This window comes from Streptomyces sp. SID5643 (assembly GCF_009872555.1).
GTDB lineage: Bacteria > Actinomycetota > Actinomycetes > Streptomycetales > Streptomycetaceae > Streptomyces > Streptomyces iakyrus.
Genome location: NZ_WWIC01000255.1, coordinates 1 through 23931 on the forward strand (window position 1 = coordinate 1; position 23931 = coordinate 23931).

Here is a 23931-nt window from a genome sequence, read left to right on the forward strand (position 1 = left end):
GCGGAGCCGGGAAGCGCGCCCGGCGGAGCGGAGCGCAGCCGGGGCTTGATGGCGTGGAGAAACCTGTACCTCGTGCCCTGGCGGCCTCTGGTCCCGGCTTGGGGCCTGTCCGCCCGATCATGCCCGGGTGGGCGGAGCCCGCACGGCGGTCAGATGAGCCGGACTCCTTCATGCCGTTGCCGTTATATAACTGATGGAGTATGGTCAAGGTGTGTCCCTGCCGTTCGAAGTGCTGGCCGACCCCACACGGCGACGGATCCTCGGGCTGCTGCTCGGCCGCCCCCGACTGGTGGGGGAGGTTGCCCGCGAACTGGAGATGAGTCAGCCGCGGGTGTCCAAGCATCTCCGGGTGCTGCGTGAGGCCGGGCTGGTCACGGTCCGACCGGAAGCGCAGCGCCGCTGGTACGAGCTCCGCCCGGAGCCGTTGGCCGATCTCGACGCCTGGCTCGCGCCGTATCGCCGACTGTGGACCGAACGCCTGGACGCATTGGAACGACACCTGGAAACGATGCCGGACGCCCCCGAGGAACAGCCGCGTCGGCCAACCGAGGAGCCGTGAAGTCATGAGCGCGACCAATGTCACCACCTTCGACGGCCGGCCTGCCCTGCAGTTCGAACGTCATCTGAAGCACAGCCGCGACAAGGTCTGGCTGGCGGTCACCGATCCCCAGCAGCTGAGCCAGTGGTATCCGTTTCGGGTGACGGGGCTGGAGCCCAGGACCGGCGGTCGCATGACCTTCGACGACGGCGAGGGCACGATCTACTCGGCCACCATCACCGACTTCGACCCGCCGCGGCTGTTCGCCTTCGACGAGCACGACCCGGACGGCAAGGAGAGGGAGTTCGACGATCATCTCAGGTTCGAGCTGCGCGACGAAGGGGGCAGCTGTCTCCTGGTGTTCACCCACGTCATGGCCGACCCCGCGACCGCCGACAGTGCCTGCGGAGGCTGGCAGTCGTCCCTGGATCAGCTCGCGACGCAGCTCGACACAGCTGGATGACCGCCTGAAACAGCGGACGTCGCTCTTACGCAGACGGGCAGCCTGGCTGTCGATCTTCTCCGGGAGCGGCCGGTTGCCTGAGCGATGAGTTGCAGCGACGTTCCCCCGGTCAGAGTGCGTACCTGGGCCACCATGACCCCGGCTTCACCCTGCGTACGTACACGCACCTGATGCCGTCGAGCGAGACACGGACCCGGGCCGCCGTTGATCGGGTCTTCGAGGATGAGGGGTCATCCAGTGACGGCCCCGAGACGGCCCCAGGGGTCTCCTAGGCCTCTGACCTGCGACTATCTCAGTAGCCGAAGTTCTGGGTCCACCACGGGCCGCCCGAGCCGAACTCGACACCGACGCCCAGCGTCTTGAAGTCGCAGTTCAGGATGTTCGCGCGGTGGCCGGGGCTGTTCATCCAGGCGTCCATCACGGCCGCGGCGTCGGCCTGCCCGCGGGCGATGTTCTCGCCGCCCAGGTTGGATATCCCGGCCTTCTCGGCCCGGTCCCACGGCGTGCGACCGTCCGGGTCGGTGTGGTCGAAGAAGCCCCGCGCGGCCATGTCCTCGCTGTAACTCTGGGCCAGACCGGTCAGGGCGCTGTTGGCGGCGACCGGGCTGCACCCCACCTTGGCCCGCTCCTCGTTCACGAGGCTGAGCACCTGGGCCGCGGCGGCGGACTCGCCGGCCAGGGCGGCGGAGGCGCCGGGAGCCTTCGGAGCCTTGGTGGCCGTACGGGAGGGCGTGCTGTCCGGCTTCTCGCTCGGAGTGGCCGTCGGCTTCTTCCGCTCCGGGGTCTTCTCCTGCGTCTTCTCCGGCTTCTCCGGCGTCTTCGTCGGCGCGGCGGAGGACTTCGAGGCGGAGGGCGAGGGGGAGCCGGAGCGCTCGGCGTCCCGGCTGGTGGACGTGTCGTCCCGGCTCTCGGCACTGCCGGAGGTGCCGCCCTGCTCGACCGGGGTGTTTGTCGGGGTGTTCCCGGCCTGGACCTTGTCGGCCCCGCCGCCTCCGCCGAGCTTGTAGTTGTCGAGGCCGGGCACGGCGCCGGTGGCGACCGCGACCGTGCCGAGGGCGACGGCGGCGGAGACGCCGAGCAGGCCGGTGCGCATGGGCCGGGCGGTCTTCTTGCGGCGGCGGTGCGATCCCGGGCGGCGGGAGCCGCCGTCGGGCGTGAAGCCGTCACTCATGAAGCCGTCGCTCGCGAAGACGGCCGTGTCGCCGTAGCGGTCACCCGCGGCGGACTCCTCCGCCCCGAACAGGTAGGCCTCGCTCTTGGCGTAGCTGCCGGCGTATGCCTCCGGGTTCAGATAGGGCGCGATGCCCATCGTCGGGGCGTCGTCCGCGGTGGGGTACAGCGGATCGTGACCCTCCGCGAAGCCGTCGGCGTGGGTGATTCCCGTGGCGCGGCCCGTGGCGGCGCGGCCGGCGTCGGAGCGTCGGTGGCGTCCCATGTCCTGGCCTTCCTCGTCCTGGCGGTCGACTCGTCCTCGAGATCAACACCAAACTCACTCGATCGTGTGAGTTTCATATGAGATTCGTTGAGGGGGGACGGTACCGCATGGCGCAAGTGGAGGAAGTGTCCGGAGGGGGATTGGGCGGTTAGGTTGCAAGCATGAGCGAGGATGTGCGATTGGTCGCCTGGGTGCGTGGACGCGTCCAAGGTGTGGGTTTCCGCTGGTTCACGCGGGCCAAGGCATTGGAGATCGGCGGCCTGAGTGGCTTTGCTCTCAATTTGGGCGACGGGCGGGTCCAAGTGGTCGCGGAGGGCGGGCGCGAGGGCTGCGAGGGGCTCCTGGAGTGGCTCCAGAGTGACGACACGCCCGGCCGCGTGGACGGCGTCACCGAGATCTGGGACACACCGCGCGGCGGCTACGACGGCTTCGCCATCCGCTGAGCGCACCCGCCGGGCGGCCCCCGAGGCCGCCCGCGGACGGCTCGCGGACGACCGTCCCGGAAGGAAACTCGCTGGTGATTGCCGAGAACCGCTTGCCTCGGCAGGCTCCACCCGCAAAGATGATCGCCACGCCCCGAGGGCCCCGCAGAAGCCGCAGTACGGCCGTTCCAGGCCGCGCGTGCCCGGGCCGCCCCCAATACGGGGCGTGATCGTGTTGACCGTCAAACTTTTTGGTGAGACGCTGAAAGCCCCGCGCACCTTAGCTGTTTGGCATGGCTGAACGGCAGCACAACTCCAGGCCCTGCCAGACCGCGGGTGCGAATCCCTCACGACCCACACCGCAGCGGTCGGTCACGCATTGTGGAGGACCATCCATCATGGCAAAGGCGCTTCTCGGTTACGTCGGCGGCTCCGACCCTCGACTCCTCGCCGAGATGCGACGGCTCCAGCAGCGCGTCCAGGACCTGGAATCCGAGCTCGGACGAATCCAGGCGGAGAACGAAGCGCTGACGGCTGCCGCTTCTCACGACAGGATCATGGAGAGCGTTGACGCACACCAGGCGGAGCCTGCGCTCACCTGATCACTGCACCGCTCCACAACAGCACAGCAGTGGTTGGGCCGCCCGTCACAACCGCCTAGTTGTCTGAAGTGCAAGGGACGCCCCGTCGGCGTCCCTTCTTTCTTGCCTTGCTTGCCCCCGCATCCTTTCACCGTCTTTAACGTCTGATGTGCCCTGCGCGTTCAGCGGCGAAACCGTGGGTTCATGGAGTGAGACCGACCCGGGCGGTAGAGTCCGGCGGCGTGCACCTCAAGGCCCTGACCCTCCGCGGGTTCAAGTCGTTCGCCTCCGCGACCACCCTCCGGTTCGAGCCGGGTATCACGTGCGTTGTCGGACCGAACGGCTCGGGCAAGTCCAACGTCGTCGACGCGCTCAGCTGGGTCATGGGCGAGCAGGGCGCCAAGTCGCTGCGCGGCGGCAAGATGGAGGACGTCATCTTCGCCGGCACCACCGGCCGCCCGCCCCTGGGCCGCGCCGAGGTGTCCCTGACCATCGACAACTCCGACGGGGCCCTGCCCATCGAGTACGCCGAGGTCACCATCACGCGGATCATGTTCCGCAACGGCGGCAGCGAGTACCAGATCAACGGCGACACCTGCCGCCTCCTGGACATCCAGGAGCTCCTCTCCGACTCCGGCATCGGCCGCGAGATGCACGTGATCGTCGGGCAGGGCCAGCTCGACTCCGTCCTGCACGCCGACCCCATGGGCCGGCGCGCCTTCATCGAGGAGGCCGCCGGCGTCCTCAAGCACCGCAAGCGCAAGGAGAAGGCGCTGCGCAAGCTGGACGCGATGCAGGCCAACCTCGCGCGCGTGCAGGACCTCACCGACGAGCTCAGACGGCAGCTCAAGCCCCTCGGCCGCCAGGCCGCCGTCGCCCGCAGGGCCGCCGTCATCCAGGCCGACCTGCGCGACGCCCGTCTGCGCCTGCTGGCCGACGACCTCGTGCGGCTGCGGGAGGCCCTCAAAGCCGAGGTCGCCGACGAGGCCGCCCTGAAGGAGCGCAAGGAGTCCGCCGAACAGGAACTGCGCAAGGCGCTCCAGCGCGAGGCCCTCCTGGAGGACGAGGTACGGCGGCTCACCCCGCGGCTCCAGCGCGCCCAGCAGACCTGGTACGAGCTCTCCCAGCTCGCCGAACGCGTACGGGGCACGATCTCGCTGGCCGACGCCCGGGTGAAGAGCGCCACCTCCGCACCCCCCGAGGAGCGGCGCGGCCGTGACCCCGAGGACATGGAACGCGAGGCCGCCCGCATCCGCGAGCAGGAGGCCGAGCTGGAGGCGGCCCTGGAGGCGGCCGAACGGGCGCTGGAGGACACGGTCGCCCACCGCGCCGAACTCGAACGCGCGCTCACCCAGGAGGAACGGCGCCTGAAGGACGCCGCCCGGGCCATCGCCGACCGGCGTGAGGGACTGGCCCGGCTCAGCGGCCAGGTCAACGCCGCCCGCTCCCGAGCCGCCTCCGCCCAGGCCGAGATCGAACGCCTGGCCGCGGCCCGCGACGAGGCGCAGGAACGTGCCGTCGCCGCGCAGGAGGAGTACGAGGGGCTCAAGGCGGAGGTCGACGGCCTCGACGCCGGCGACCTGGAGCTCGCCGAGCAGCACGAGGCGGCCAAGCGGCAGCTCGCCGAGGCCGAGTCCGCCCTCACGGCGGCCCGCGAGGCGGCCACGGCGGCGGAACGCAAGCGCGCCGCGACCCAGGCCCGCCACGAGGCCCTCGCCCTCGGCCTGCGCCGCAAGGACGGCACCGGCATACTGCTCGCGGCCAAGGACCGCCTGTCCGGTCTGCTCGGCCCGGCGGCGGAGCTGCTGACGGTGACCCCGGGCCACGAGGTCGCCGTCGCTGCGGCCTTCGGGGCGGCAGCCGACGCGATCGCCGTCACGACCCCTGCCTCCGCGGCGGACGCGATCAGACTCCTGCGCAAACAGGACGGGGGCCGGGCCACCCTGCTCCTGGCAGGAGATGACGCCCTCAGGGGCGCGGGGCTGTATCAGACATGCGGCTGCCGCCGCGCGGGCGCGAATGACCACAACGGATCCGCAGACGCGCGTCACACCTTCGCCGCGGACCTGGTCCGCGGCCCCTCCGACCTCATGCCGGCCGTCCGACGGCTGCTGCACGGCATCGTCGTCGTCAACACCCTCGAAGACGCCGAGGACCTCGTCTACGCCCACCCCGAGTTCACCGCCGTGACCGCCGAAGGCGACCTCCTCGGCGCCCACTTCGCCCACGGCGGCTCCGCCGGCGCCCCCAGCCTTCTCGAAGTGCAGGCCTCCGTCGACGAGGCGGCGGCCGAGCTGGAAGAGCTCGCCGTCCGCTGTGAGGAGCTCACCGAGGCCCAGCACGCGGCCGTCGGCCGGCGCCGGGACGCCGCCGCGCTCGTCGAGGAGCTGGGGGAGCGGCGCCGGGCCGCCGACCGGGAGAAGTCGGCCGTCGCCCAGCAGCTCGGGCGGCTAGCGGGCCAGGCGCGCGGGGCCACCGGTGAGGCGGAACGTGCCACCGCGGCCGCTGCCCGTGCCCAGGACGCCCTCGACAACGCGCTCCAGGAGGTCGAGGAACTCGCCGAGCGGCTCGCCGTCGCCGAGGAGATGCCGATCGAGGAGGAGCCCGACACCTCCGTCCGGGACCGGCTCGCAGCCGACGGCGCCAACGCACGCCAGACCGAGATGGAAGCCCGCCTTCAGGCCCGTACGCACGAGGAACGCGTCAAGGGCCTGGCCGGACGGGCCGACTCGCTGGACCGGGCCGCCCGCGCGGAACGCGAGGCACGCGCGCGTGCCGAGCAGCGACGGGCCCGGCTCCGGCACGAGGCGGCCGTCGCCGAGGCCGTCGGCGCGGGGGCGAGGCAGCTGCTCGCGCACGTCGAGGTCTCCCTGGCCCGTGCCGATCAGGAGCGCACCGCCGCCGAGGCCGCCAAGGCCCTGCGTGAGCAGGAACTCGCCCGTGCCCGCACCGAGGGGCGCGATCTCAAGGCGGAACTCGACAAGTTGACGGATTCGGTCCACCGTGGCGAGGTACTCGGCGCCGAGAAGCGGCTGCGCATCGAGCAGTTGGAGACCAAGGCGCTGGAGGAGCTGGGTGTCGAACCGGCCGGACTGGTGGCGGAGTACGGACCGCACCAGCTCGTGCCGCCCTCGCCCCCCGCCGAGGGCGAGGAACTGCCGGAGGACCCGGAGCACCCGCGCAACCGGCCGAGGCCGTATCTCCGGGCTGAGCAGGAGAAGCGCCTGAAGTCGGCCGAGCGTGCCTACCAGCAGCTCGGCAAGGTGAACCCGCTCGCCCTGGAGGAGTTCGCGGCGCTGGAGGAACGCCACCAGTTCCTCAGTGAGCAGCTGGAAGACCTGAAGAAGACGCGGGCGGACCTCCTCCAGGTGGTGAAGGAGGTCGACGAGCGCGTCGAGCAGGTCTTCACCGAGGCCTACCGGGACACGGCCCGGGAGTTCGAGGGCGTGTTCTCCCGTCTCTTCCCGGGTGGTGAGGGACGGCTGATCCTGACCGACCCCGACAACATGCTCACCACGGGCGTGGACGTCGAGGCGCGTCCGCCGGGCAAGAAGGTCAAGCGGCTGTCACTGCTCTCGGGCGGGGAGCGGTCGCTGACGGCGGTCGCGATGCTCGTGTCGATCTTCAAGGCACGGCCCAGCCCCTTCTACGTCATGGACGAGGTCGAGGCCGCGCTCGACGACACCAACCTCCAGCGGCTCATCCGGATCATGCAGGAGCTCCAGGAAGCCTCCCAGCTGATCGTGATCACCCACCAGAAGCGCACGATGGAGGTCGCCGACGCGCTCTACGGCGTCTCCATGCAGGGCGACGGTGTGTCGAAGGTCATCAGCCAGCGCCTCCGCTAGATGCGTGCGCTCTACACTGGTCTCACCTGCGCTTCTCTATGACTTCAACACTTGAACACACAGCCGCCACACTTCTGCTTCGGATTCACAGCAGTCGCCCTATTGACTTCGAAACTTGAAGGCATAGTCTCGGCAACGTTCCTTTTACCTTCAGGTACCTTCAGGTGGACCTCGAAGGGCAGATCCCCTCCGGCAGCGTTGCCGGTGGCCCGAGGAGTACACGTGACCAGCACAGCGCAGGCACCCAAGTCAGGAGCCAGGACGGCTCACCCCGATCATCTCGGGCACGTCATCTTCATCGCGGCGGCGGCCGCGATGGGCGGTTTCCTCTTCGGCTACGACAGTTCCGTGATCAACGGCGCCGTCGAGGCCATCCGTGACCGCTATGACGTCGGCTCCGCGGCCCTCGCCCAGGTCATCGCCATCGCCCTCATCGGCTGCGCCGTCGGCGCCGCCACCGCCGGCCGCATAGCCGACCGCATCGGCCGCATCCGGTGCATGCAGATCGCCGCGGTCCTCTTCACTGTCAGCGCCGTCGGCTCGGCGCTCCCCTTCGCCCTGTGGGACCTCGCCTTCTGGCGCGTCGTCGGTGGCTTCGCCATCGGCATGGCCTCCGTGATCGGCCCGGCCTACATCGCCGAGGTCGCCCCGCCCGCCTACCGCGGCCGGCTCGGCTCCTTCCAGCAGGCCGCGATCGTCATCGGCATCGCCGTGTCGCAGCTGGTCAACTGGGGTCTGCTGAACGCCGCCGACGGTGACCAGCGCGGCAAGCTGATGGGCCTGGAGGCCTGGCAGGTCATGCTCGGCGTCATGGTCGTCCCGGCCATCCTCTACGGGCTGCTCTCCTTCGCCATCCCCGAGTCGCCGCGCTTCCTCATCTCCGTCGGCAAGCACGAGCGCGCCCGGGAGATCCTCACCGAGGTCGAGGGCAAGGACGTCGACCTGGACGCCCGTGTCGCCGAGATCGAGGGCGCCATGAAGAGTGAGCACAAGTCGAGCTTCAAGGACCTGCTCGGCGGCAGCTTCTTCTTCAAGCCGATCGTCTGGATCGGCATCGGCCTGTCGGTCTTCCAGCAGTTCGTCGGCATCAACGTGGCGTTCTACTACTCCGCGACGCTGTGGCAGTCGGTCGGCGTCGACCCCGCGGACTCGTTCTTCTACTCCTTCACCACGTCGATCATCAACATCCTCGGCACCGTCATCGCGATGATCTTCGTCGACCGCATCGGACGCAGGCCGCTCGCGATCATCGGCTCGGTCGGCATGGTCGTCGGCCTGGCGCTGGAGGCCTGGGCGTTCTCCTACCACCTCGTCGACGGCAAGCTGCCGGCCACGCAGGGCTGGATCGCCCTGATCGCCGCGCACATCTTCGTCCTCTTCTTCGCGCTGTCCTGGGGTGTGGTCGTCTGGGTCATGCTCGGCGAGATGTTCCCCAACCGGATCCGCGCCGCCGCACTGGGCGTGGCCGCCGCCGCGCAGTGGATCGCCAACTGGGCCATCACCGCGAGCTTCCCGTCCCTGGCCGACTGGAACCTCTCCGTCACCTACGTGATCTACACCGCGTTCGCCGCGCTCTCGATCCCGTTCGTCCTGAAGTTCGTCAAGGAGACGAAGGGCAAGGCCCTGGAGGAGATGGGCTAGGCCCGTCCCGCGACTCGGGGAGAAGGGCCAAAGTCCCCGCTGCCCCTCTCCCCGTAACCCGCCGCCGCCCCGGTTCGGCCACTGCCCGAGCCGGGGCGGCGGTCTGTCGTTCACCGGATCAGGACGCCGGGCCCAGAAGCGGCCCGGCCGTCGCACCCCCGGGAACGCCGCGGGGGCGTCAGCCCGCCAGCCCCGGCAGCACCCGCTCGCAGAACAGCTGCAGACTCCGCCACCCCTCTTCCACCGGCATTCCGCCCGACAGCGGATGCAGGACGTAGGAGTCAAGCCCGAGCGCCACGCACGCGTCCGGGGTGAGGATCCGGTACACGCCCTCCGCGCGCAGGTCCTCGACCGTCGTCGCGCCCGACTTCACCGCCGAGCGCACTCCGCCCGACTGCCAGGAGGCGTACGTCCGCGCCTCGTGCAGGAAGTGCCGCCCGTACTGCGCCCAGGCCCGGTCGGGGTCCTCGGCCACGTGCAGCAGAGGCGTCTCGGCGGCGGGCATCATCACCCAGCCCTCGGTGCCGTACTCGGCGAGCCGCTCCTTGTAGTACGCCTCCAGCTCCGGCAGGTGCGCGCTGGGGAAGAAGGGCAGGCCGAGCCGGGCGGCCCGGCGGGCGGCGGCCTTCGAGGAGCCGCCGACCAGGAGCAGCGGGTGCGGGTCGGTGAACGGGCGCGGGGTGACGCGGACCGTCCGGCCCCGGTAGGAGAAGGGCTCGCCGGTCCACGCCTCCAGCAGGGTCTCCAGCAGCTCGTCCTGGAGCCGACCGCGCCGGGCGAAGTCCACGCCGAACAGCTCGTACTCCTCGCGCCGGTACCCGATCCCGGCGACCGTCACCAGCCGGCCCCCGCTCAGCAGGTCCAGCACGGCGATCTCCTCGGCCAGCCGCAGCGGGTCGTGCAGCGGGCCGATGATCGCCGAGACCGTGACCGCGATCCGCCGGGTGGCGCCGAAGACCGCCCCGGCGAAGGCGAACGGAGACGGCAGCCAGTTGTTCTCGGCCCCGTGGTGCTCCTCCGTCTGGACCGTGGTGACACCTCGGTCGTCGGCGTACGCGGCCATCTCCAGGGCCGCCCGGTACCGGGCGCCGAGCTCGGCGGGGGAGGCCCCCGGAGCGACGAGGTTGAAGCGTGCGACCGTGACGGGCATGGCGGCGTCTCCCTCCACCGGGCGGGTGTCCGGGGGACGTTAGCTGACGATGCGTCAGGCAGCCAGGGGTGTGGAGATCCGGCGCCCCGCCGCCCCGCGGGGCGGCGCGAGCGGGGTGCCCGGGGGCCCATGACCGATACTGGACCCGTTATGGACATCGTCATCCTTGCTGTAGTCATCGCCGTGGTCGTGCTCGGCGCGCTCGGCGGGCTCATCGTCGGCAGCCGGCGCAAGAAGCAGCTGCCCCCGCCCCCGCCCGCAGCGCCCGACATCACCGCCCCACCGGCCGAGCCGCACGTCGGCGACGAGGCCGAGACGCCGCGGGAGGAACCGCGGCGCACGATAGAGGAGGTGGATCTCCCGGACGGCTCGGCTCCGGTCGTAGTCGAGGAGCCGCCCGCCGAAGCCCCCCAGATCGAGATCCCGGAACCCACCGCCGGCCGTCTGGTCCGGCTGCGGACCCGGCTCTCCCGCTCGCAGAACGCCCTCGGCAAGGGGCTGCTCACCCTGCTGTCGCGTGAGCACCTCGACGAGGACACGTGGGAGGAGATCGAGGACACGCTGCTCACGGCCGACGTCGGCGTGCAGCCCACCCAGGAACTGGTCGAGCGGCTGCGCGAGCGTGTGAAGGTGCTCGGCACCCGCACCCCCGAGGAGCTGCGCACCCTGCTGCGCGAGGAGCTCGTCACCCTGGTCGGCCGCGACATGGACCGCGTGGTCAAGACCGAGCCGGAGGACCGCAAGCCGGGCATCGTCATGGTCGTCGGCGTCAACGGCACCGGCAAGACCACCACCACCGGCAAGCTCGCCCGCGTCCTGGTGGCCGACGGCCAGAGCGTGGTCCTCGGCGCCGCCGACACCTTCCGGGCCGCCGCCGCCGACCAGCTCCAGACCTGGGGCGAGCGGGTCGGCGCCCACACCGTGCGCGGACCGGAGGGCGGCGACCCCGCCTCCGTCGCCTTCGACGCGGTCAAGGAGGGCAAGGAGATGGGCGCGAACGTCGTGCTCATCGACACCGCCGGCCGCCTGCACACCAAGACCGGTCTCATGGACGAGCTCGGCAAGGTGAAGCGGGTCGTGGAGAAGCAGGCCCCAGTCGACGAGGTGCTGCTCGTCCTGGACGCCACCACCGGCCAGAACGGCCTGGTCCAGGCGCGCGTCTTCTCCGAGGTCGTCGACATCACCGGCATCGTGCTCACCAAGCTGGACGGCACGGCCAAGGGCGGCATCGTGGTCGCGGTCCAGCGCGAGCTGGGCGTGCCGGTCAAGCTCGTCGGACTCGGCGAGGGCGCGGACGACCTGGCTCCGTTCGAGCCGGAGGCGTTCGTTGACGCCCTTATCGGGGAGTGAACTCGGTACCAGCCGAGGCGCGACCTGCGAAGAACCGTACCTGCGCGAGAAGCGCCCGCCCCCGAGGTGCAGTCGGGGCCGGGCGCTTCGCTCTGTGTCCTCGCCGCGCTGTGGGGGGCCTCTCACTCAGCCCGTGACCGGTGGGCCACGTAGGCCAGTGTGCCCAGCACCAGACGGGCTTCCGGCGGCCGGGAGGCCGAGTCCAGCGCGGGGGAGCGCAGCCAGCGGACCGGGCCGAGGCCGCCGCGGTCGGAGGGCGGCGCCGTGATGTGCGCGCCGGGGCCGAGGCCGCGCAGGTCGAGGGAGGCCGGGTCGTCCCAGCCCATGCGGTAGAGCAGACCGGGCAGATCGGCGGCGGCGCCGGGGGCGACGAAGAAGTGGGCACGGCCGTCCGGGGTGGCCGCGACCGGGCCGACGGGCAGGCCCATACGCTCCAGCCGGGCCAGCGCGCGGCAGCCGGCGGGTTCGCCCACCTCGATGACGTCGAACGCCCGGCCGACCGGGAGCATGACCGAGGCGCCGGGGAACTCGCCCCAGAGGTCGGTCACGTCGTCCAGCGTCGCACCGGCGGCGAGCACCGGCGCGAAGTCCAGCGGGTGCGCGCCCGGCTCCGGGCAGTCGCCGCGGCCGCAGGAGCAGGCGCCCGCCGAGGCCCGGGCGCCCGGCACCACGTCCCAGCCCCACAGGCCGGTGTACTCGGCCACGGCCGTACCGTCCGACGTGCGGCCGCGGCGGCGTGCGCCGGACCGGATGTCGCGCATGCCCCGGCTGATGCCGATCGTGAAGCCCATGCCCCCTCCAACGGGTCCGCCGCACCGGTGGTTACGCTGCGATCGCGATGCGTGACTCTCTGTTTCCGCCTGCCCGGCGGTGGTCGGTTCATTCAGCGCCCGGACGTGCCCACGGTTGCGTGCCCGGCGGTGTGCGCCCCCGAGTGCGTCACTGCATCCGCTTCTGCTCGTGCCGTGTCAAGTCAATCGCGCGTTGCCGTACGTGAGTTCATTCGATGGGGTGGCGAATGGTGGCGTTTCCGTGTGAGCCGTGGCTGGACGGGTGATCGTAGGATTACTTTGTGTGCACGAGTCCTGGGGGCACATGCGCTCGTGGGTATGCCGGAGGCAAGTCGTCATTCCGTTCGAAGGGTGACAAGGGCCGGACGGACGGCCGTACGAACCGGCATGCTGATAGGGCTTGGCGCACTCGGCGACAAGTGGTCTCAGGGATGGGGGCGTTCCAGTGAGCGGCAACGGCGGAAGCGGAACGAACGCTGCGAGCGCGACGCACGCTGGCAAGCGCCCGAACGAGCTGCTCACCTCCTGGTTCGTGCGCAGCGGATGGTCCAAGGGCGAGCTCGCCCGCCAGGTCAACCGCAGGGCACGGCAGTTGGGCGCCAACCACATCTCCACGGACACCTCCCGCGTGCGCCGCTGGCTCGACGGCGAGAACCCCCGCGAGCCGATCCCCAGGATCCTGTCGGAGCTGTTCTCGGAGCGCTTCGGCGTCGTCGTCTCCGTCGAGGACCTGGGGCTGCGCACCGCCCGCCAGTCGCCCTCCGCGACCGGCGTCGACCTGCCCTGGACGGGCCCGCAGACCGTGGCCCTGCTCAGCGAGTTCTCGCGCAGCGACCTGATGCTGGCGCGGCGCGGCTTCCTCGGGAGCTCGCTGGTCCTGTCCGCGGGCCCGGCCCTCATCGAGCCCATGCAGCGCTGGCTCGTTCCCTCACCGCCCGCCCCGCGCTCCGAGCCCGAGCCCGCGGGCGGCTCCGGCCGTGGCCGCGGCCGGCTCTCCCGGCCCGAGCTGGACCTCCTGGAGTCCACGACGGTGATGTTCCGGCAGTGGGACGCCCAGTGCGGCGGCGGCCTGCGCCGCAAGGCCGTCGTCGGCCAGCTGCACGAGGTGACCGACCTCCTCCAGGAGCCCCAGCCGGAGTCCACCACCCGCCGGCTGTTCAAGGTCGCCGCCGAACTCGCCGAGCTGGCCGGCTGGATGTCGTACGACATCGGGCTCCAGCCGACCGCGCAGAAGTACTTCGTCCTCGCGCTGCACGCCGCCAAGGAGGCCGGTGACCGGCCCCTCGGCTCGTACGTGCTGTCCAGCATGAGCCGCCAGATGATCCACCTCGGCCGGCCCGACGACGCGCTGGAGCTGATCCACCTCGCCCAGTACGGCAGCCGGGACTGCGCGAGCCCGCGCACCCAGTCGATGCTGTATGCGATGGAGGCCCGCGCCTACGCCAACATGGGACAGCCCGGCAAGTGCAAGAGGGCCGTCCGGATGGCCGAGGACACCTTCGCCGAGGCCGACGAGTGGGACGAGCCGGACCCCGACTGGATCCGCTTCTTCTCCGAGGCCGAGCTGTACGGCGAGAACTCCCACTCGTACCGCGACCTGGCCTACGTCGCCGGCCGCAGCCCCACCTACGCCTCGCTGGCCGAGCCCCTGATGAACCGGGCCGTACAGCTCTTCGCCGAGGACGACGAGCACCAGCGGTCCTACGCGCTGAACCTGATCGGCATGGCCACGGTGCACCTCCTGCGGCGCGAGCCCGAGCGGAGCACGGTCTTCGCCACCGAGGCCATGCAGGTCGCCAAGAAGGTTCGCTCCGAGCGCGTCAACACCCGTATCCGCAAGACGGTCGACACCGCCGCCCGGGACTTCGGCGACCTCGGCGAAATCGTCGACCTCACCGAGCGGCTCGCCGCCGAACTGCCCGAGACCGCCGAGGCGGTCTGACAAGCCGTACGACCCCCAGAACCCCGGCCGCGGCCGGCCCTCCCGAACTGCCCGACTCGGCTCCCCCATGCCAGGTCGTCGGAAGGCCGGCCGCGGCCGGCCTGTGTTCCCACGGCTGTCCGAAAGCCGAAGGTTGCGCCACGATAACGATCGGCTCGCGCGCGATCCGGCAGTTCATCGACGCGTAACACAGAACGCGCCTTCGTCACGGCCGCGAAACAACGAGGGGCTTCCACCGAAACCGCGCTGCGCCAATCTCGTGGCGCATAACCGGCCCACCCCTCATTCCGCTCGAGGCTTCGCCCGCACGGGGCCGTACCAATGACGAGGAGACGCCGATGGCACCAGCCATCACCCTTGCCGCAGAAGCGCCCAAGCTCTCTGCTGCGAACACAGGGTTCATGCTCATCTGTTCCGCCCTGGTGATGCTCATGACGCCGGGTCTGGCCTTCTTCTACGGAGGCATGGTCCGCGTCAAGAGCACCCTGAACATGCTGATGATGAGTTTCATCAGCCTCGGGATCGTCACCATCCTGTGGGTGCTGTACGGCTTCTCCATGGCGTTCGGCACCGACTCCGGCAGCCTCATCGGCTGGAACTCCGACTGGGTCGGCCTCAGCAACATCGGCCTGACGGAGCTGTGGCCCGGATACACCATCCCGGTGTTCGTGTTCCTGGTCTTCCAGCTGATGTTCGCGATCATCACCCCCGCCCTGATCAGCGGCGCCCTCGCGGACCGCGTGAAGTTCAGCGCCTGGGCGCTGTTCATCGCCCTGTGGGCCACGGTCGTCTACTTCCCGGTCGCGCACTGGGTCTGGGGCGCCGGCGGCTGGGCCTTCGAACTGGGCGTCATCGACTTCGCCGGTGGTACGGCGGTGCACATCAACGCGGGTGCCGCGGCGCTCGGCGTCATCCTCGTCATCGGCAAGCGCGTCGGCTTCAAGAAGGACCCGATGCGCCCGCACAGCCTGCCGCTGGTCATGCTCGGCGCCGGTCTGCTGTGGTTCGGCTGGTTCGGCTTCAACGCCGGCTCCTGGCTCGGCAACGACGACGGCGTGGGCGCGCTGATGTTCGTCAACACGCAGGTCGCCACCGCCGCCGCCGTCCTCGGCTGGCTCGCCTACGAGAAGATCCGCCACGGCGCCTTCACCACCCTCGGAGCCGCCTCCGGCGCGGTCGCTGGCCTGGTCGCCATCACCCCGGCCGGCGGCGCGATCTCCCCGCTCGGCGCCATCGCGGTCGGGGCCATCGCCGGCGTGCTGTGCGCCATGGCCGTCGGGCTGAAGTACAAGTTCGGCTACGACGACTCCCTCGACGTGGTCGGCGTCCACCTGGTCGGCGGCATTCTCGGCTCCCTGCTCATCGGCTTCTTCGCCACCGGCAAGGGCCAGTCCGACGTCGCGGGCCTGTTCTACGGCGGCGGTCTGGACCAGTTCTGGAAGCAGTGCGCCGGTGTCTTCGGTGTCCTCGCCTACTCCCTGGTGGCCTCCGCGGTCCTCGCCTTCCTCCTCGACAAGACGATCGGGATGCGGGTCACCGAGGACGACGAGGTCGCCGGCATCGACCAGGCCGAGCACGCCGAGACCGCATACGACTTCAGCGGCGCCGGTGGCGGTGCCGCCAAGACCGCCGCCACGGCCCCGGTGGCCGCTGCCGCGAGCAAGAAGGTGGACGCATGAAGCTCATCACCGCCGTCGTGAAGCCGCACCGGCTCGACGAGATCAAGGAGGCCCTGCAGGCCTTCGGAGTACACGGCCTGACGGTCACCGAGGCCAGCGGCTACGGTCGTCAGAGGGGCCACACCGAGGTCTACCGCGGTGCCGAGTACACCGTCGACCTGGTCCCCAAGATCCGCATCGAGGTCCTGGTCGAGGACGACGACGCCGAGCAGCTGATCGACGTGGTGGTCAAGGCGGCCCGCACCGGCAAGATCGGTGACGGCAAGGTCTGGTCGATCCCGGTCGAGACGGCCGTACGGGTCAGGACCGGCGAGCGCGGTCCCGACGCGCTCTGAAGGCCCCGAGCAGAAAAACGGAACAGGAGTCGCCGGGTGACGGGTACGGACGTGCAGAAGGAAGCAGAGGACTCGGGACCCAGCGGCTACGCGGCGGCCCGGCTGCGTCTCCTCACCGAGGAGACGCGGTCCGGGCCGCCGCGCCGTGCGGCCCTGGCCGAACTGACCGACGACTGGCTGACCGGCCTGTTCGCGGCGGGCGCCGAGGGACTGCGCGGGGCCTCACTGGTCGCCGTCGGCGGCTACGGGCGCGGTGAGCTGTCCCCGCGCAGCGACCTCGACCTGCTCCTGCTGCACGACGGCAGTGACACCAAGGCGGTCGCCGCCCTCGCCGACCGGCTCTGGTATCCGGTGTGGGACCTGGGTCTGGACCTCGACCACTCCGTCCGCACACCCGCCGAGGCCCGCAAGACCGCCGGCGAGGACCTCAAGGTGCAGCTCGGCCTGCTGGACGCCCGGCACATCGCCGGCGACCTCGGCCTCACCGCATCGCTGCGCACGGCCGTCCTGGCCGACTGGCGCAACCAGGCGCCCAAGCGCCTGCCCGAACTCCAGGAGCTGTGCGCCGAGCGCGCCGAGCGCCAGGGTGAGCTGCAGTACCTGCTGGAGCCCGATCTGAAGGAGGCCCGGGGCGGGCTGCGGGACGCCACCGCCCTGCGGGCCGTCGCCGCCTCCTGGCTCGCCGACGCCCCGCGCGAGGGCCTCGCCGACGCCCGGCGCCGGCTCCTCGACGTCCGCGACGCCCTGCACCTGGCCACCGGGCGCGCCACCGACCGGCTCGCCCTCCAGGAACAGGACCAGGTGGCCGCCGAGCTCGGCCTGCTCGACGCGGACACGCTGCTGCGGCAGGTGTACGAGGCGGCCCGGCTCGTCTCGTACGCCAGTGACGTCACCTGGCGCGAGGTGGGACGCGTCCTGCGCTCGCGCGCCGTGCGGCCCCGGCTGCGCGCCATGCTGGGCGGCGGGCGTGCTCTGGGCGGCGGGAAACCGACCGCCGAGCGGTCCCCGCTGGCCGAGGGCGTGGTGGAGCAGGACGGCGAGGTGGTGCTCGCCCGCACCGCGCGTCCGGAGCGCGACCCCGTGCTGCCGCTGCGCGCGGCCGCCGCAGCCGCGCAGGCCGGTCTCCCGCTCTCCCTGCACGCCGTGCGGCGCCTGGCGGCCACCGTGCGCCCGGTGCCCACGCCCTGGCCCGCCGAGGCCCGCGAACAGCTCGTCACCCTGCTCGGCTCCGGCCGCCCGACCATCGAGGTGTGGGAGGCGCTGGAGGCCGAGGGTCTGATCACCCGGCTGCTGCCCGACTGGGAGCGGGTGCGCTGCCGCCCGCAGCGCAACGCCGTACACCTGTGGACCGTCGACCGGCACCTGATCGAGACGGCGGTGCGCGCCTCCGAGTTCACCCGCCGGGTCAGCCGCCCCGACCTGCTGCTGGTCGCCGCGCTGCTGCACGACATCGGCAAGGGCTGGCCCGGGGACCACTCCGTGGCCGGCGAGATCATCGCCAAGGACGTGGCCGCCCGCATCGGCTTCGACCGCCACGACGTGACCGTCATCGCCACCCTCGTACGGCACCACCTGCTGCTCATCGACACCGCCACCCGGCGTGACCTGGAGGACCCGGCCACCGTGCGCTCCGTCGCCGAGGCCGTCGGCTCCCAGGGCACCCTGGAGCTGCTGCACGCGCTCACTGAGGCCGACGCGCTCGCCACCGGCCCGGCCGCCTGGTCGTCCTGGCGCGGCTCGCTCGTCGCCGACCTGGTCCAACGGGTCGCGGCCGTGCTCGCCGGAGACGTCCCGGACGACCCGGAGGAGGCCGCGCCCACCGCCGAGCAGGAGCGGCTCGCCCTGGAGGCGGCCGCCACCGGCAGCCCCGTGCTCGCCCTGCGCGCCCAGACCGAGCCGCCCGCGGGGCAGGAGCCGTCCGGCGACCCCGAGCCGCTCGGCGTGGAACTGCTCATCGCCGTCCCCGACCAGCCCGGGGTGCTGCCCGCGGTGGCCGGTGTCCTCGCCATGCACCGGCTGACCGTACGCACCGCCGAGCTGCGCTCCCTGCACCTCCCGGACGGCGTCGACGGGTCCGTCCTGCTGCTGGACTGGCGGGTCGCCGCCGAGTACGGCTCGCTGCCGCAGGCCGCCCGGCTGCGCTCGGACCTGGTCCGGGCCCTGGACGGCTCCCTGGACATCGCCGGCCGCCTCGCCGAACGGGACGCGGCCTATCCGCGCCGCCGGGGCGTGGTCGCCCCCGCGGCCCGGGTCTCGGTCCACCCGGCCGCCTCCCGGCTGGCCACGGTGATCGAGGTTCGCTCGCAGGACGCGCCGGGCCTGCTGTTCCGCATCGGCCGCGCCCTGGAGGACGCGAGCGTACGGGTGCGCAGCGCGCACGTCTCGACGCTGGGCGCCAACGCCGTCGACGCCTTCTACGTGACCGGCCCGGAGGGCGCGCCCCTGCCCGGGGACGAGGCGGCTTCGGTGGCGCGGAAGCTGGAGGAGACACTGCGGGGGTGAGGCCGACCCGGCGACTCGTCACGCCGGGATACCCTGGAGGGCGATTCCCTGTAGCCACCGACCCCGAGGACCGCGAGCGCCGTGTTCGATACTCTTTCCGATCGCCTCTCAGCGACCTTCAAGAACCTGCGCGGCAAGGGACGGCTCTCCGAGGCGGACATCGACGCCACGGCGCGCGAGATCCGGATCGCGCTCCTCGAAGCGGACGTCGCGCTTCCTGTCGTCCGGACGTTCATCAAGAACGTCAAGGAGCGTGCTCTCGGTGCCGAGGTCAGCAAGGCGCTGAACCCCGCCCAGCAGGTCCTCAAGATCGTCAACGAGGAACTGGTCACCATCCTCGGCGGCGAGACCCGGCGTCTGCGCTTCGCCAAGCAGCCCCCCACCGTGATCATGCTGGCGGGTCTTCAGGGTGCCGGTAAGACCACCCTCGCGGGCAAGCTCGGCCGCTGGCTCAAGGAGCAGGGCCACTCGCCGCTGCTGGTCGCCTGTGACCTCCAGCGCCCCAACGCCGTGAACCAGCTCAGCGTCGTCGCCGAGCGCGCCGGTGTCGCGGTCTACGCCCCCGAGCCGGGCAACGGCGTCGGTGACCCGGTCAAGGTCGCCAAGGACTCCATCGAGCACGCCAAGTCCAAGGTCCACGACATCGTGATCGTGGACACCGCCGGCCGTCTCGGCATCGACCAGGAGATGATGCAGCAGGCCGCGGACATCCGCGATGCCGTCTCCCCGGACGAGATCCTGTTCGTCGTCGACGCGATGATCGGCCAGGACGCCGTCAACACGGCCGAGGCCTTCCGCGACGGCGTCGGCTTCGACGGCGTGGTGCTCTCCAAGCTCGACGGTGACGCCCGCGGTGGTGCGGCCCTGTCGATCCGGCAGATCACCGGCAAGCCGATCATGTTCGCCTCCAACGGCGAGAAGCTCGACGACTTCGACGCCTTCCACCCTGACCGGATGGCCTCCCGCATCCTCGACATGGGTGACCTGCTCACCCTGATCGAGCAGGCGGAGAAGACGTTCAGCCAGGAAGAGGCCGAGAAGATGGCCTCCAAGCTGGCGTCCAAGAAGGGCCAGGACTTCACCCTGGACGACTTCCTGGCCCAGATGGAGCAGGTCCGCAAGATGGGCTCCATCTCCAAGCTGCTCGGCATGCTGCCGGGCATGGGCCAGATGAAGGACCAGATCAACAACCTCGACGAGCGGGACGTCGACCGCACGGCCGCCATCATCAAGTCGATGACTCCGGCCGAGCGCCAGGAGCCGACGATCATCAACGGCTCGCGCCGCGCCCGTATCGCCAAGGGCTCCGGTGTCGAGGTCAGCGCGGTCAAGAACCTGGTCGAGCGGTTCTTCGAGGCCCGCAAGATGATGTCCCGGATGGCCCAGGGCGGCGGCATGCCCGGGATGCCGGGGATGCCGGGCATGGGTGGCGGCCCCGGCCGGACGAAGAAGAAGCAGAAGCAGGCCAAGGGCAAGCAGCGCTCCGGCAACCCGATGAAGCGCAAGCAGCAGGAGCAGGAGGAGGCCGCCCGCCGGGCCGCCGCGGCCGAGGGCGGCAGCGCCTTCGGACTGCCGCAGCAGGGCGGCAAGGACTTCGAACTCCCCGACGAGTTCAAGAAGTTCATGGGCTGACGTCCGGCCCGAACCGCACTGAGGGCGCCCCCCTTGTTCAGAGGGGGGCGCCCTCAGCGGTGTGCTGTTGGCCAGCGGGTCAGCCGTTCGGGAACTTCCAGATGAACGGCTCGCCGTCCTCCTCGGACCAGTGCACCTCGACGCTCTTGGCGTTCGCCGGGACCACGTACGTCTCGCAGAAGACATGGCTCTCGCCCTGCTTCCAGCTCTCGACGTCGTACGGGTCCTCGCAGCCCGCCGCGTCCTCCGAGGCGCCGATGAGGACGGTGCCGCGCTGCCCGTCGGCGAAGACCGTGGTGCCGTCGTGCACGTCGGAGCCCTCGGTGAGGGCGGGCCCGCTCTTGTGCGTGTACTTCACGTACGCCACGGCCAGCGCCTTGCCCTTGACCTTGTCCGGCTCGGAGACGGCCTTCGCCGCCTCGGCCTCGGTCCCCACCTCCACCTTCTGCGCCAGGACCTCGTAGGTGACCTCGCCCGGGTCTTCCGCGACCTTGCCCGTGGCGCTCTCGCCGGTCCCCATCTCGCCGCCGGAGGCGGGCTCCGGCGACGGCGAGGCCTTGGCCCGGCCGGTGCCCGTGCTCTTCGCGTCGGCGGTGTCGTCGCCGCCCCCGCAGGCGGTGAGCGTCAGAGCGAGGACGGCGACGGGCGCGACGAGGCGCAGCGCGGTCTGGTGGTGCGGCACAGCAACTCCTGTATGCAGATGTGTAGGTCCCCCGAGCGGTGGATCACACTAGGCGTTCATGATCCACTCGGTGAAACCAGAAGCACACCATGGTGCTTTCTTCACACCATTCACACCTGCATCGGAAACGCCTTCGTCAGGGTGTCCGGGCGATCAGGTACCGGAACACGTTCGGCATCCACACCGTGCCGTCCTGACGCCGGTGCGGATGCAGGGCCTCGGCCAGCTCCTTGTCCACCTGCACCTGGTCCGTCGCCGTCATCGCCGCGTCGAACAGTCCCGTCGACTTCAGGCCGCGCACCGCGCTGTCCACATCGGCGTAGCCGAAGGGGCACGCCACCCGCCCCGAACCGTCCGGCCTGAGTCCGGCCCGCTGGGCGACGTCCTCCAGGTCGTCACGGCGGGCGGGACGCCAGCTGCCCGAGGTGCGCAGCGGCTCAGCCAGCTTCGTGGCCACCCGCATCACGGACGCCGTGGCGCAGCGCTCCGGCGGACCCCAGCCGGCCAGCACCACGGCCGCACCGCGCTGGGTGAGCGGCGTCGCCTCCGCGAGCAGCCCGCCCAGCCCCTCCGAGTCGCCCGCCAGGCAGCCGATCGGCTCGAAGGCGGTCACCAGGGTGTACCCGGGGGCGCCCGGCACCGCGGTGTCCCGGGGCGTGCCGTCGACCAGCCGGGCCTCCGGAGCCGTCCGCGCACCGGGCGTCCCGGGCAGCAGCCGTTCCCGTGCCAGGGCCATTCTTTCGGGGGAAGCGTCGACACCGGTGACCGCCGCTCCCCGGGCGGCAGCCATCAGCAGGGAGAGTCCGGAACCGCAGCCGAGGCCGAGCAGCCGCGTGGCAGGACCCACTTCCAGTCGCTCGTAGACGGCCTCATAGAGCGGTACGAGCATCCGCTCCTGGATCTCGGACCAGTCACGCGCGCGTGCACGCAGGTCCACGCGGGGTGCGGCCCCCGCGTGAGGCAGGTGCTGCCGCACGAGCGTAGGTGTCATAAGAAAGCGCCCCAATCCGCCGAGAGTTGCCTCTTGCCCGATTCCATGGCCCCCGTGACAGTGCGCTCGCACTACCCCCGTATGCCAGGAAACTCCCCCCTCGACCTGTCGTCCAGTGGAATGCGGCAGGGCTTGTGAGTTGTCATGTGCCTATGGCGAGATTTCACATTCCGGCAACCTGGGCCGGTGTCGTCCCGTCATGGCCGAGGCGCCCGCTCACTCCCCGCGGACGATTTCCCGCCCCGCTGCTGATCCCCGAGCCGTACCTCGCCGGGAGGCCGAGTCGCCGCGACCGTACGGTGTCTGGTCGCCGAGGACGGGTCGGTGCCGGACGCCGATGACGCGCCCGGTAACGTCGCGGTCGTCGCACGCGCTTACCGAGCAGGACTCCGGGCGGCCGAAACGCCTCTTGCGTGTCCGCGGACCTCTGCTACCCCGGCGCGTGCGGTTGGCCTACGCGCCGGGGCGTACGCGGGGCTACGCACCACCTTGTGGTGAGCTGCGAGCCTTCTCCACAGATCAGCGCACCCGCCCTCGTCAGGACGCATCAGAGGCAACTGACGGGTACGTGCAAATTATTTGGGATGGCCCGGAATCGGAACACTGAGGCACCCCGGCTCGTTGTCATTACGTGAGCACGACACAGACACCACCTGTTCTCGCCGCAGAGCTGGCACAGGCGTGGGCCGACATTCAGCGGTACCACCCCGAGCTGCCCGACCTTGCCGCGCCAGAGTCCCTGATCGGGGAGTCGTCGTCCGCGTGCGGTCACGAGCTCTCCTTCGAGCGACTGCTCCATGAGGCAGTCCATGGCATCGCCGCCTCGCGCGGCGTCCGCGACACCTCCCGTGCCGGCCGCTACCACAACCGCAGATTCCTCGCGATCGCCGAGGAGCTGGGCCTGGACCACCCCGAGGAACCGCATCCCAGCAGCGGCTTCTCCCTGGTCACGCTCACCCCCGAGGCCAAACGCCGCTACCGGCCGACGATGGAGCGGCTCCAGCGCGCCCTGAAGGCCCACACCGCGGCCACCTCCTCCGACACCTCCCGCACCTTCCGGGGCCCGGCCGCCCGGCACGGCTCCTCCGGCGGTGGCGTCCGCGTCAAGGCGGTCTGCGACTGCGGTCGCAACGTCCGGGTCGTCCCGTCGGTCCTCGCGCAGGCCCCGATCGTCTGCGGCGGCTGCGGCAAGCCGTTCCGGATCCCGGACGTCGTGGGAGCGGTAGCGAGCTGACGCCCCCACCGGCATCTCGTGGCTGCCGGTCGTCGGCGCAGGGCTCGGACCGTGTCGCGCACCCGTCGTGCCCCACCTTCACGCCGGGTGCGCCCTCGGTGTGCCCGCACACCGGCGCAGGCCCCCGGCCCGGAGCGACCTCCAGGGTGTGGCACAATGGCTAGCTGTACTCGACAGCCGCACAGGAACCCTCTCGCCTCCGGCTGACGCGTCCATCGGGCACTCGGGTACCGCAACCCCACGCGGCATTTCCGCCGTGCCCAACCACGTCAAAACCAGGAGAACCCACTCCCGTGGCAGTCAAGATCAAGCTGAAGCGTCTGGGCAAGATCCGTTCGCCTCACTACCGCATCGTCGTCGCCGACTCCCGTACCCGCCGTGACGGCCGGGCCATCGAGGAGATCGGCAAGTACCACCCGACGTACAACCCGTCGGTGATCGAGGTCGACGCCGAGCGTGTGGCGTACTGGCTCGGTGTCGGCGCGCAGCCGACCGAGCCCGTGATGGCCATCCTCAAGAAGACCGGCGACTGGCAGAAGTTCAAGGGCGAGCCCGCCCCGGCTCCGCTGCTGACGCAGCCGGAGAAGGCCGCGCGTCCGTCCTTCGAGGCCATCGGCGGCGAGGACGAGGGCAAGGGTGAGGCCATCACCCAGAAGAAGAAGGCTGAGAAGAAGGACGAGGCCGCCGCCGAGTCCGCTTCGACCGAGGCCTGAGC

At 71.0% G+C, this 23931-nt stretch carries 19 protein-coding genes and 1 pseudogene; 15 read left to right on the forward strand and 5 right to left on the reverse strand.

All coding sequences use genetic code 11. The features are described from left to right. Positions 1-211: 211 nt before the first annotated feature. From GTY56_RS28400 to GTY56_RS41660, 3 genes and pseudogenes are all read left to right on the forward strand, one after another. Positions 212-559 carry a metalloregulator ArsR/SmtB family transcription factor gene (locus GTY56_RS28400; protein WP_161368173.1) on the forward strand — a complete coding sequence of 116 codons (348 nt, stop codon included), beginning with the start codon at positions 212-214 and terminating at the stop codon, positions 557-559. A 4-nt stretch (positions 560-563) separates the two neighbouring features. Continuing rightward, entirely contained in the window at positions 564-1001 is a 438-nt protein-coding gene (locus GTY56_RS28405) for an SRPBCC family protein (RefSeq protein WP_161368174.1), read from the forward strand. A gap of 113 nt (positions 1002-1114) precedes the next feature. Further along, a pseudogene (locus tag GTY56_RS41660) lies at positions 1115-1273 on the forward strand (site-specific integrase); the annotation flags it as partial. Positions 1274-1293: 20 nt separating this feature from the next. On the opposite strand, the gene GTY56_RS28410 reads toward GTY56_RS41660, so the two are convergent. After that, entirely contained in the window at positions 1294-2436 is a 1143-nt protein-coding gene (locus tag GTY56_RS28410) for a CAP domain-containing protein (RefSeq protein ID WP_161368175.1), read from the reverse strand. Positions 2437-2597: 161 nt separating this feature from the next. Between GTY56_RS28410 and GTY56_RS28415 the strand changes: the two genes are divergently transcribed. The 4 genes from GTY56_RS28415 (at position 2598) to GTY56_RS28430 (ending at position 8928) form a co-directional block, all read left to right on the forward strand. Further along, complete coding sequence (locus GTY56_RS28415) at positions 2598-2879, forward strand: acylphosphatase (RefSeq protein ID WP_031138144.1); 282 nt, start codon at positions 2598-2600, stop codon at positions 2877-2879. Between the two features lie 377 nt (positions 2880-3256). Then, positions 3257-3460 (forward strand): hypothetical protein, encoded by a 204-nt coding sequence (locus GTY56_RS28420; RefSeq protein ID WP_030852030.1) that lies wholly within the window; start codon positions 3257-3259, stop codon positions 3458-3460. Positions 3461-3681: 221 nt separating this feature from the next. Further along, positions 3682-7287, forward strand: coding sequence for a chromosome segregation protein SMC (gene smc, locus GTY56_RS28425; protein ID WP_161368176.1), 3606 nt, complete (start codon positions 3682-3684; stop codon positions 7285-7287). A gap of 222 nt (positions 7288-7509) precedes the next feature. Further along, a complete protein-coding gene (locus tag GTY56_RS28430) occupies positions 7510-8928 on the forward strand; it encodes a sugar porter family MFS transporter (RefSeq protein WP_161368177.1) in 1419 nt (472 codons plus the stop codon). 178 nt (positions 8929-9106) lie between these two features. Here the strand turns inward: GTY56_RS28430 and GTY56_RS28435 are convergent, their stop codons facing one another. Further along, positions 9107-10078, reverse strand: a complete 972-nt coding sequence (locus tag GTY56_RS28435) for an LLM class flavin-dependent oxidoreductase (RefSeq protein WP_161368178.1) — start codon at positions 10076-10078, stop codon at positions 9107-9109. 150 nt (positions 10079-10228) lie between these two features. Between GTY56_RS28435 and ftsY the strand changes: the two genes are divergently transcribed. Beyond that, positions 10229-11428 carry a signal recognition particle-docking protein FtsY gene (gene ftsY / locus GTY56_RS28440; protein ID WP_161368222.1) on the forward strand — a complete coding sequence of 400 codons (1200 nt, stop codon included), beginning with the start codon at positions 10229-10231 and terminating at the stop codon, positions 11426-11428. Positions 11429-11550: 122 nt separating this feature from the next. Here the strand turns inward: ftsY and GTY56_RS28445 are convergent, their stop codons facing one another. Further along, positions 11551-12219, reverse strand: coding sequence for a bifunctional DNA primase/polymerase (locus tag GTY56_RS28445; RefSeq protein ID WP_161368179.1), 669 nt, complete (start codon positions 12217-12219; stop codon positions 11551-11553). A gap of 445 nt (positions 12220-12664) precedes the next feature. Between GTY56_RS28445 and nsdA the strand changes: the two genes are divergently transcribed. From nsdA to ffh, 5 genes are all read left to right on the forward strand, one after another. Beyond that, positions 12665-14161, forward strand: a complete 1497-nt coding sequence (nsdA, locus tag GTY56_RS28450) for a transcriptional repressor NsdA (protein WP_161368180.1) — start codon at positions 12665-12667, stop codon at positions 14159-14161. A gap of 338 nt (positions 14162-14499) precedes the next feature. Continuing rightward, positions 14500-15840 carry an ammonium transporter gene (locus GTY56_RS28455; protein WP_161368181.1) on the forward strand — a complete coding sequence of 447 codons (1341 nt, stop codon included), beginning with the start codon at positions 14500-14502 and terminating at the stop codon, positions 15838-15840. Next, entirely contained in the window at positions 15837-16175 is a 339-nt protein-coding gene (locus GTY56_RS28460; RefSeq protein ID WP_030231663.1) for a P-II family nitrogen regulator, read from the forward strand. The genes GTY56_RS28455 and GTY56_RS28460 overlap by 4 nt, the downstream gene beginning before the upstream one ends. Before the next feature lie 36 nt (positions 16176-16211). Continuing rightward, positions 16212-18677, forward strand: coding sequence for a [protein-PII] uridylyltransferase (locus GTY56_RS28465; protein ID WP_161368182.1), 2466 nt, complete (start codon positions 16212-16214; stop codon positions 18675-18677). A gap of 81 nt (positions 18678-18758) precedes the next feature. Beyond that, positions 18759-20309, forward strand: coding sequence for a signal recognition particle protein (gene ffh / locus GTY56_RS28470; RefSeq protein WP_161368183.1), 1551 nt, complete (start codon positions 18759-18761; stop codon positions 20307-20309). A 79-nt stretch (positions 20310-20388) separates the two neighbouring features. Here the strand turns inward: ffh and GTY56_RS28475 are convergent, their stop codons facing one another. Together GTY56_RS28475 and GTY56_RS28480 are read right to left on the reverse strand one after the other, a co-directional pair. Next, positions 20389-20991 carry a hypothetical protein gene (locus GTY56_RS28475; RefSeq protein WP_161368184.1) on the reverse strand — a complete coding sequence of 201 codons (603 nt, stop codon included), beginning with the start codon at positions 20989-20991 and terminating at the stop codon, positions 20389-20391. Positions 20992-21127: 136 nt separating this feature from the next. Next, the gene (locus GTY56_RS28480) at positions 21128-21982 is read right to left on the reverse strand and encodes a class I SAM-dependent methyltransferase (RefSeq protein ID WP_161368185.1); all 855 of its coding nucleotides are present in this window, start codon (positions 21980-21982) and stop codon (positions 21128-21130) included. A 631-nt stretch (positions 21983-22613) separates the two neighbouring features. Here GTY56_RS28480 and GTY56_RS28485 point away from each other — a divergent pair. Both GTY56_RS28485 and rpsP read left to right on the forward strand, forming a co-directional pair. Continuing rightward, positions 22614-23216, forward strand: coding sequence for a hypothetical protein (locus GTY56_RS28485; protein WP_031107038.1), 603 nt, complete (start codon positions 22614-22616; stop codon positions 23214-23216). Between the two features lie 293 nt (positions 23217-23509). Continuing rightward, positions 23510-23929 (forward strand): 30S ribosomal protein S16, encoded by a 420-nt coding sequence (gene rpsP, locus GTY56_RS28490; RefSeq protein WP_033313156.1) that lies wholly within the window; start codon positions 23510-23512, stop codon positions 23927-23929. Positions 23930-23931 lie beyond the last annotated feature (2 nt).

What these genes read in the sequence shown, in the direction of transcription:
- GTY56_RS28405 (WP_161368174.1), top strand. Translation starts at nt 564, where the DNA reads ATGAGCGCGACCAATGTCACCACCTTCGACGGCCGGCCTGCCCTGCAG.
- GTY56_RS28410 (WP_161368175.1), bottom strand. Translation starts at nt 2,436, where the DNA reads ATGGGACGCCACCGACGCTCCGACGCCGGCCGCGCCGCCACGGGCCGC.
- GTY56_RS28415 (WP_031138144.1), top strand. Translation starts at nt 2,598, where the DNA reads ATGAGCGAGGATGTGCGATTGGTCGCCTGGGTGCGTGGACGCGTCCAA.
- GTY56_RS28420 (WP_030852030.1), top strand. Translation starts at nt 3,257, where the DNA reads ATGGCAAAGGCGCTTCTCGGTTACGTCGGCGGCTCCGACCCTCGACTC.
- GTY56_RS28435 (WP_161368178.1), bottom strand. Translation starts at nt 10,078, where the DNA reads ATGCCCGTCACGGTCGCACGCTTCAACCTCGTCGCTCCGGGGGCCTCC.
- ftsY (WP_161368222.1), top strand. Translation starts at nt 10,229, where the DNA reads ATGGACATCGTCATCCTTGCTGTAGTCATCGCCGTGGTCGTGCTCGGC.
- GTY56_RS28445 (WP_161368179.1), bottom strand. Translation starts at nt 12,219, where the DNA reads ATGGGCTTCACGATCGGCATCAGCCGGGGCATGCGCGACATCCGGTCC.
- GTY56_RS28455 (WP_161368181.1), top strand. Translation starts at nt 14,500, where the DNA reads ATGGCACCAGCCATCACCCTTGCCGCAGAAGCGCCCAAGCTCTCTGCT.
- GTY56_RS28460 (WP_030231663.1), top strand. Translation starts at nt 15,837, where the DNA reads ATGAAGCTCATCACCGCCGTCGTGAAGCCGCACCGGCTCGACGAGATC.
- GTY56_RS28480 (WP_161368185.1), bottom strand. Translation starts at nt 21,982, where the DNA reads ATGACACCTACGCTCGTGCGGCAGCACCTGCCTCACGCGGGGGCCGCA.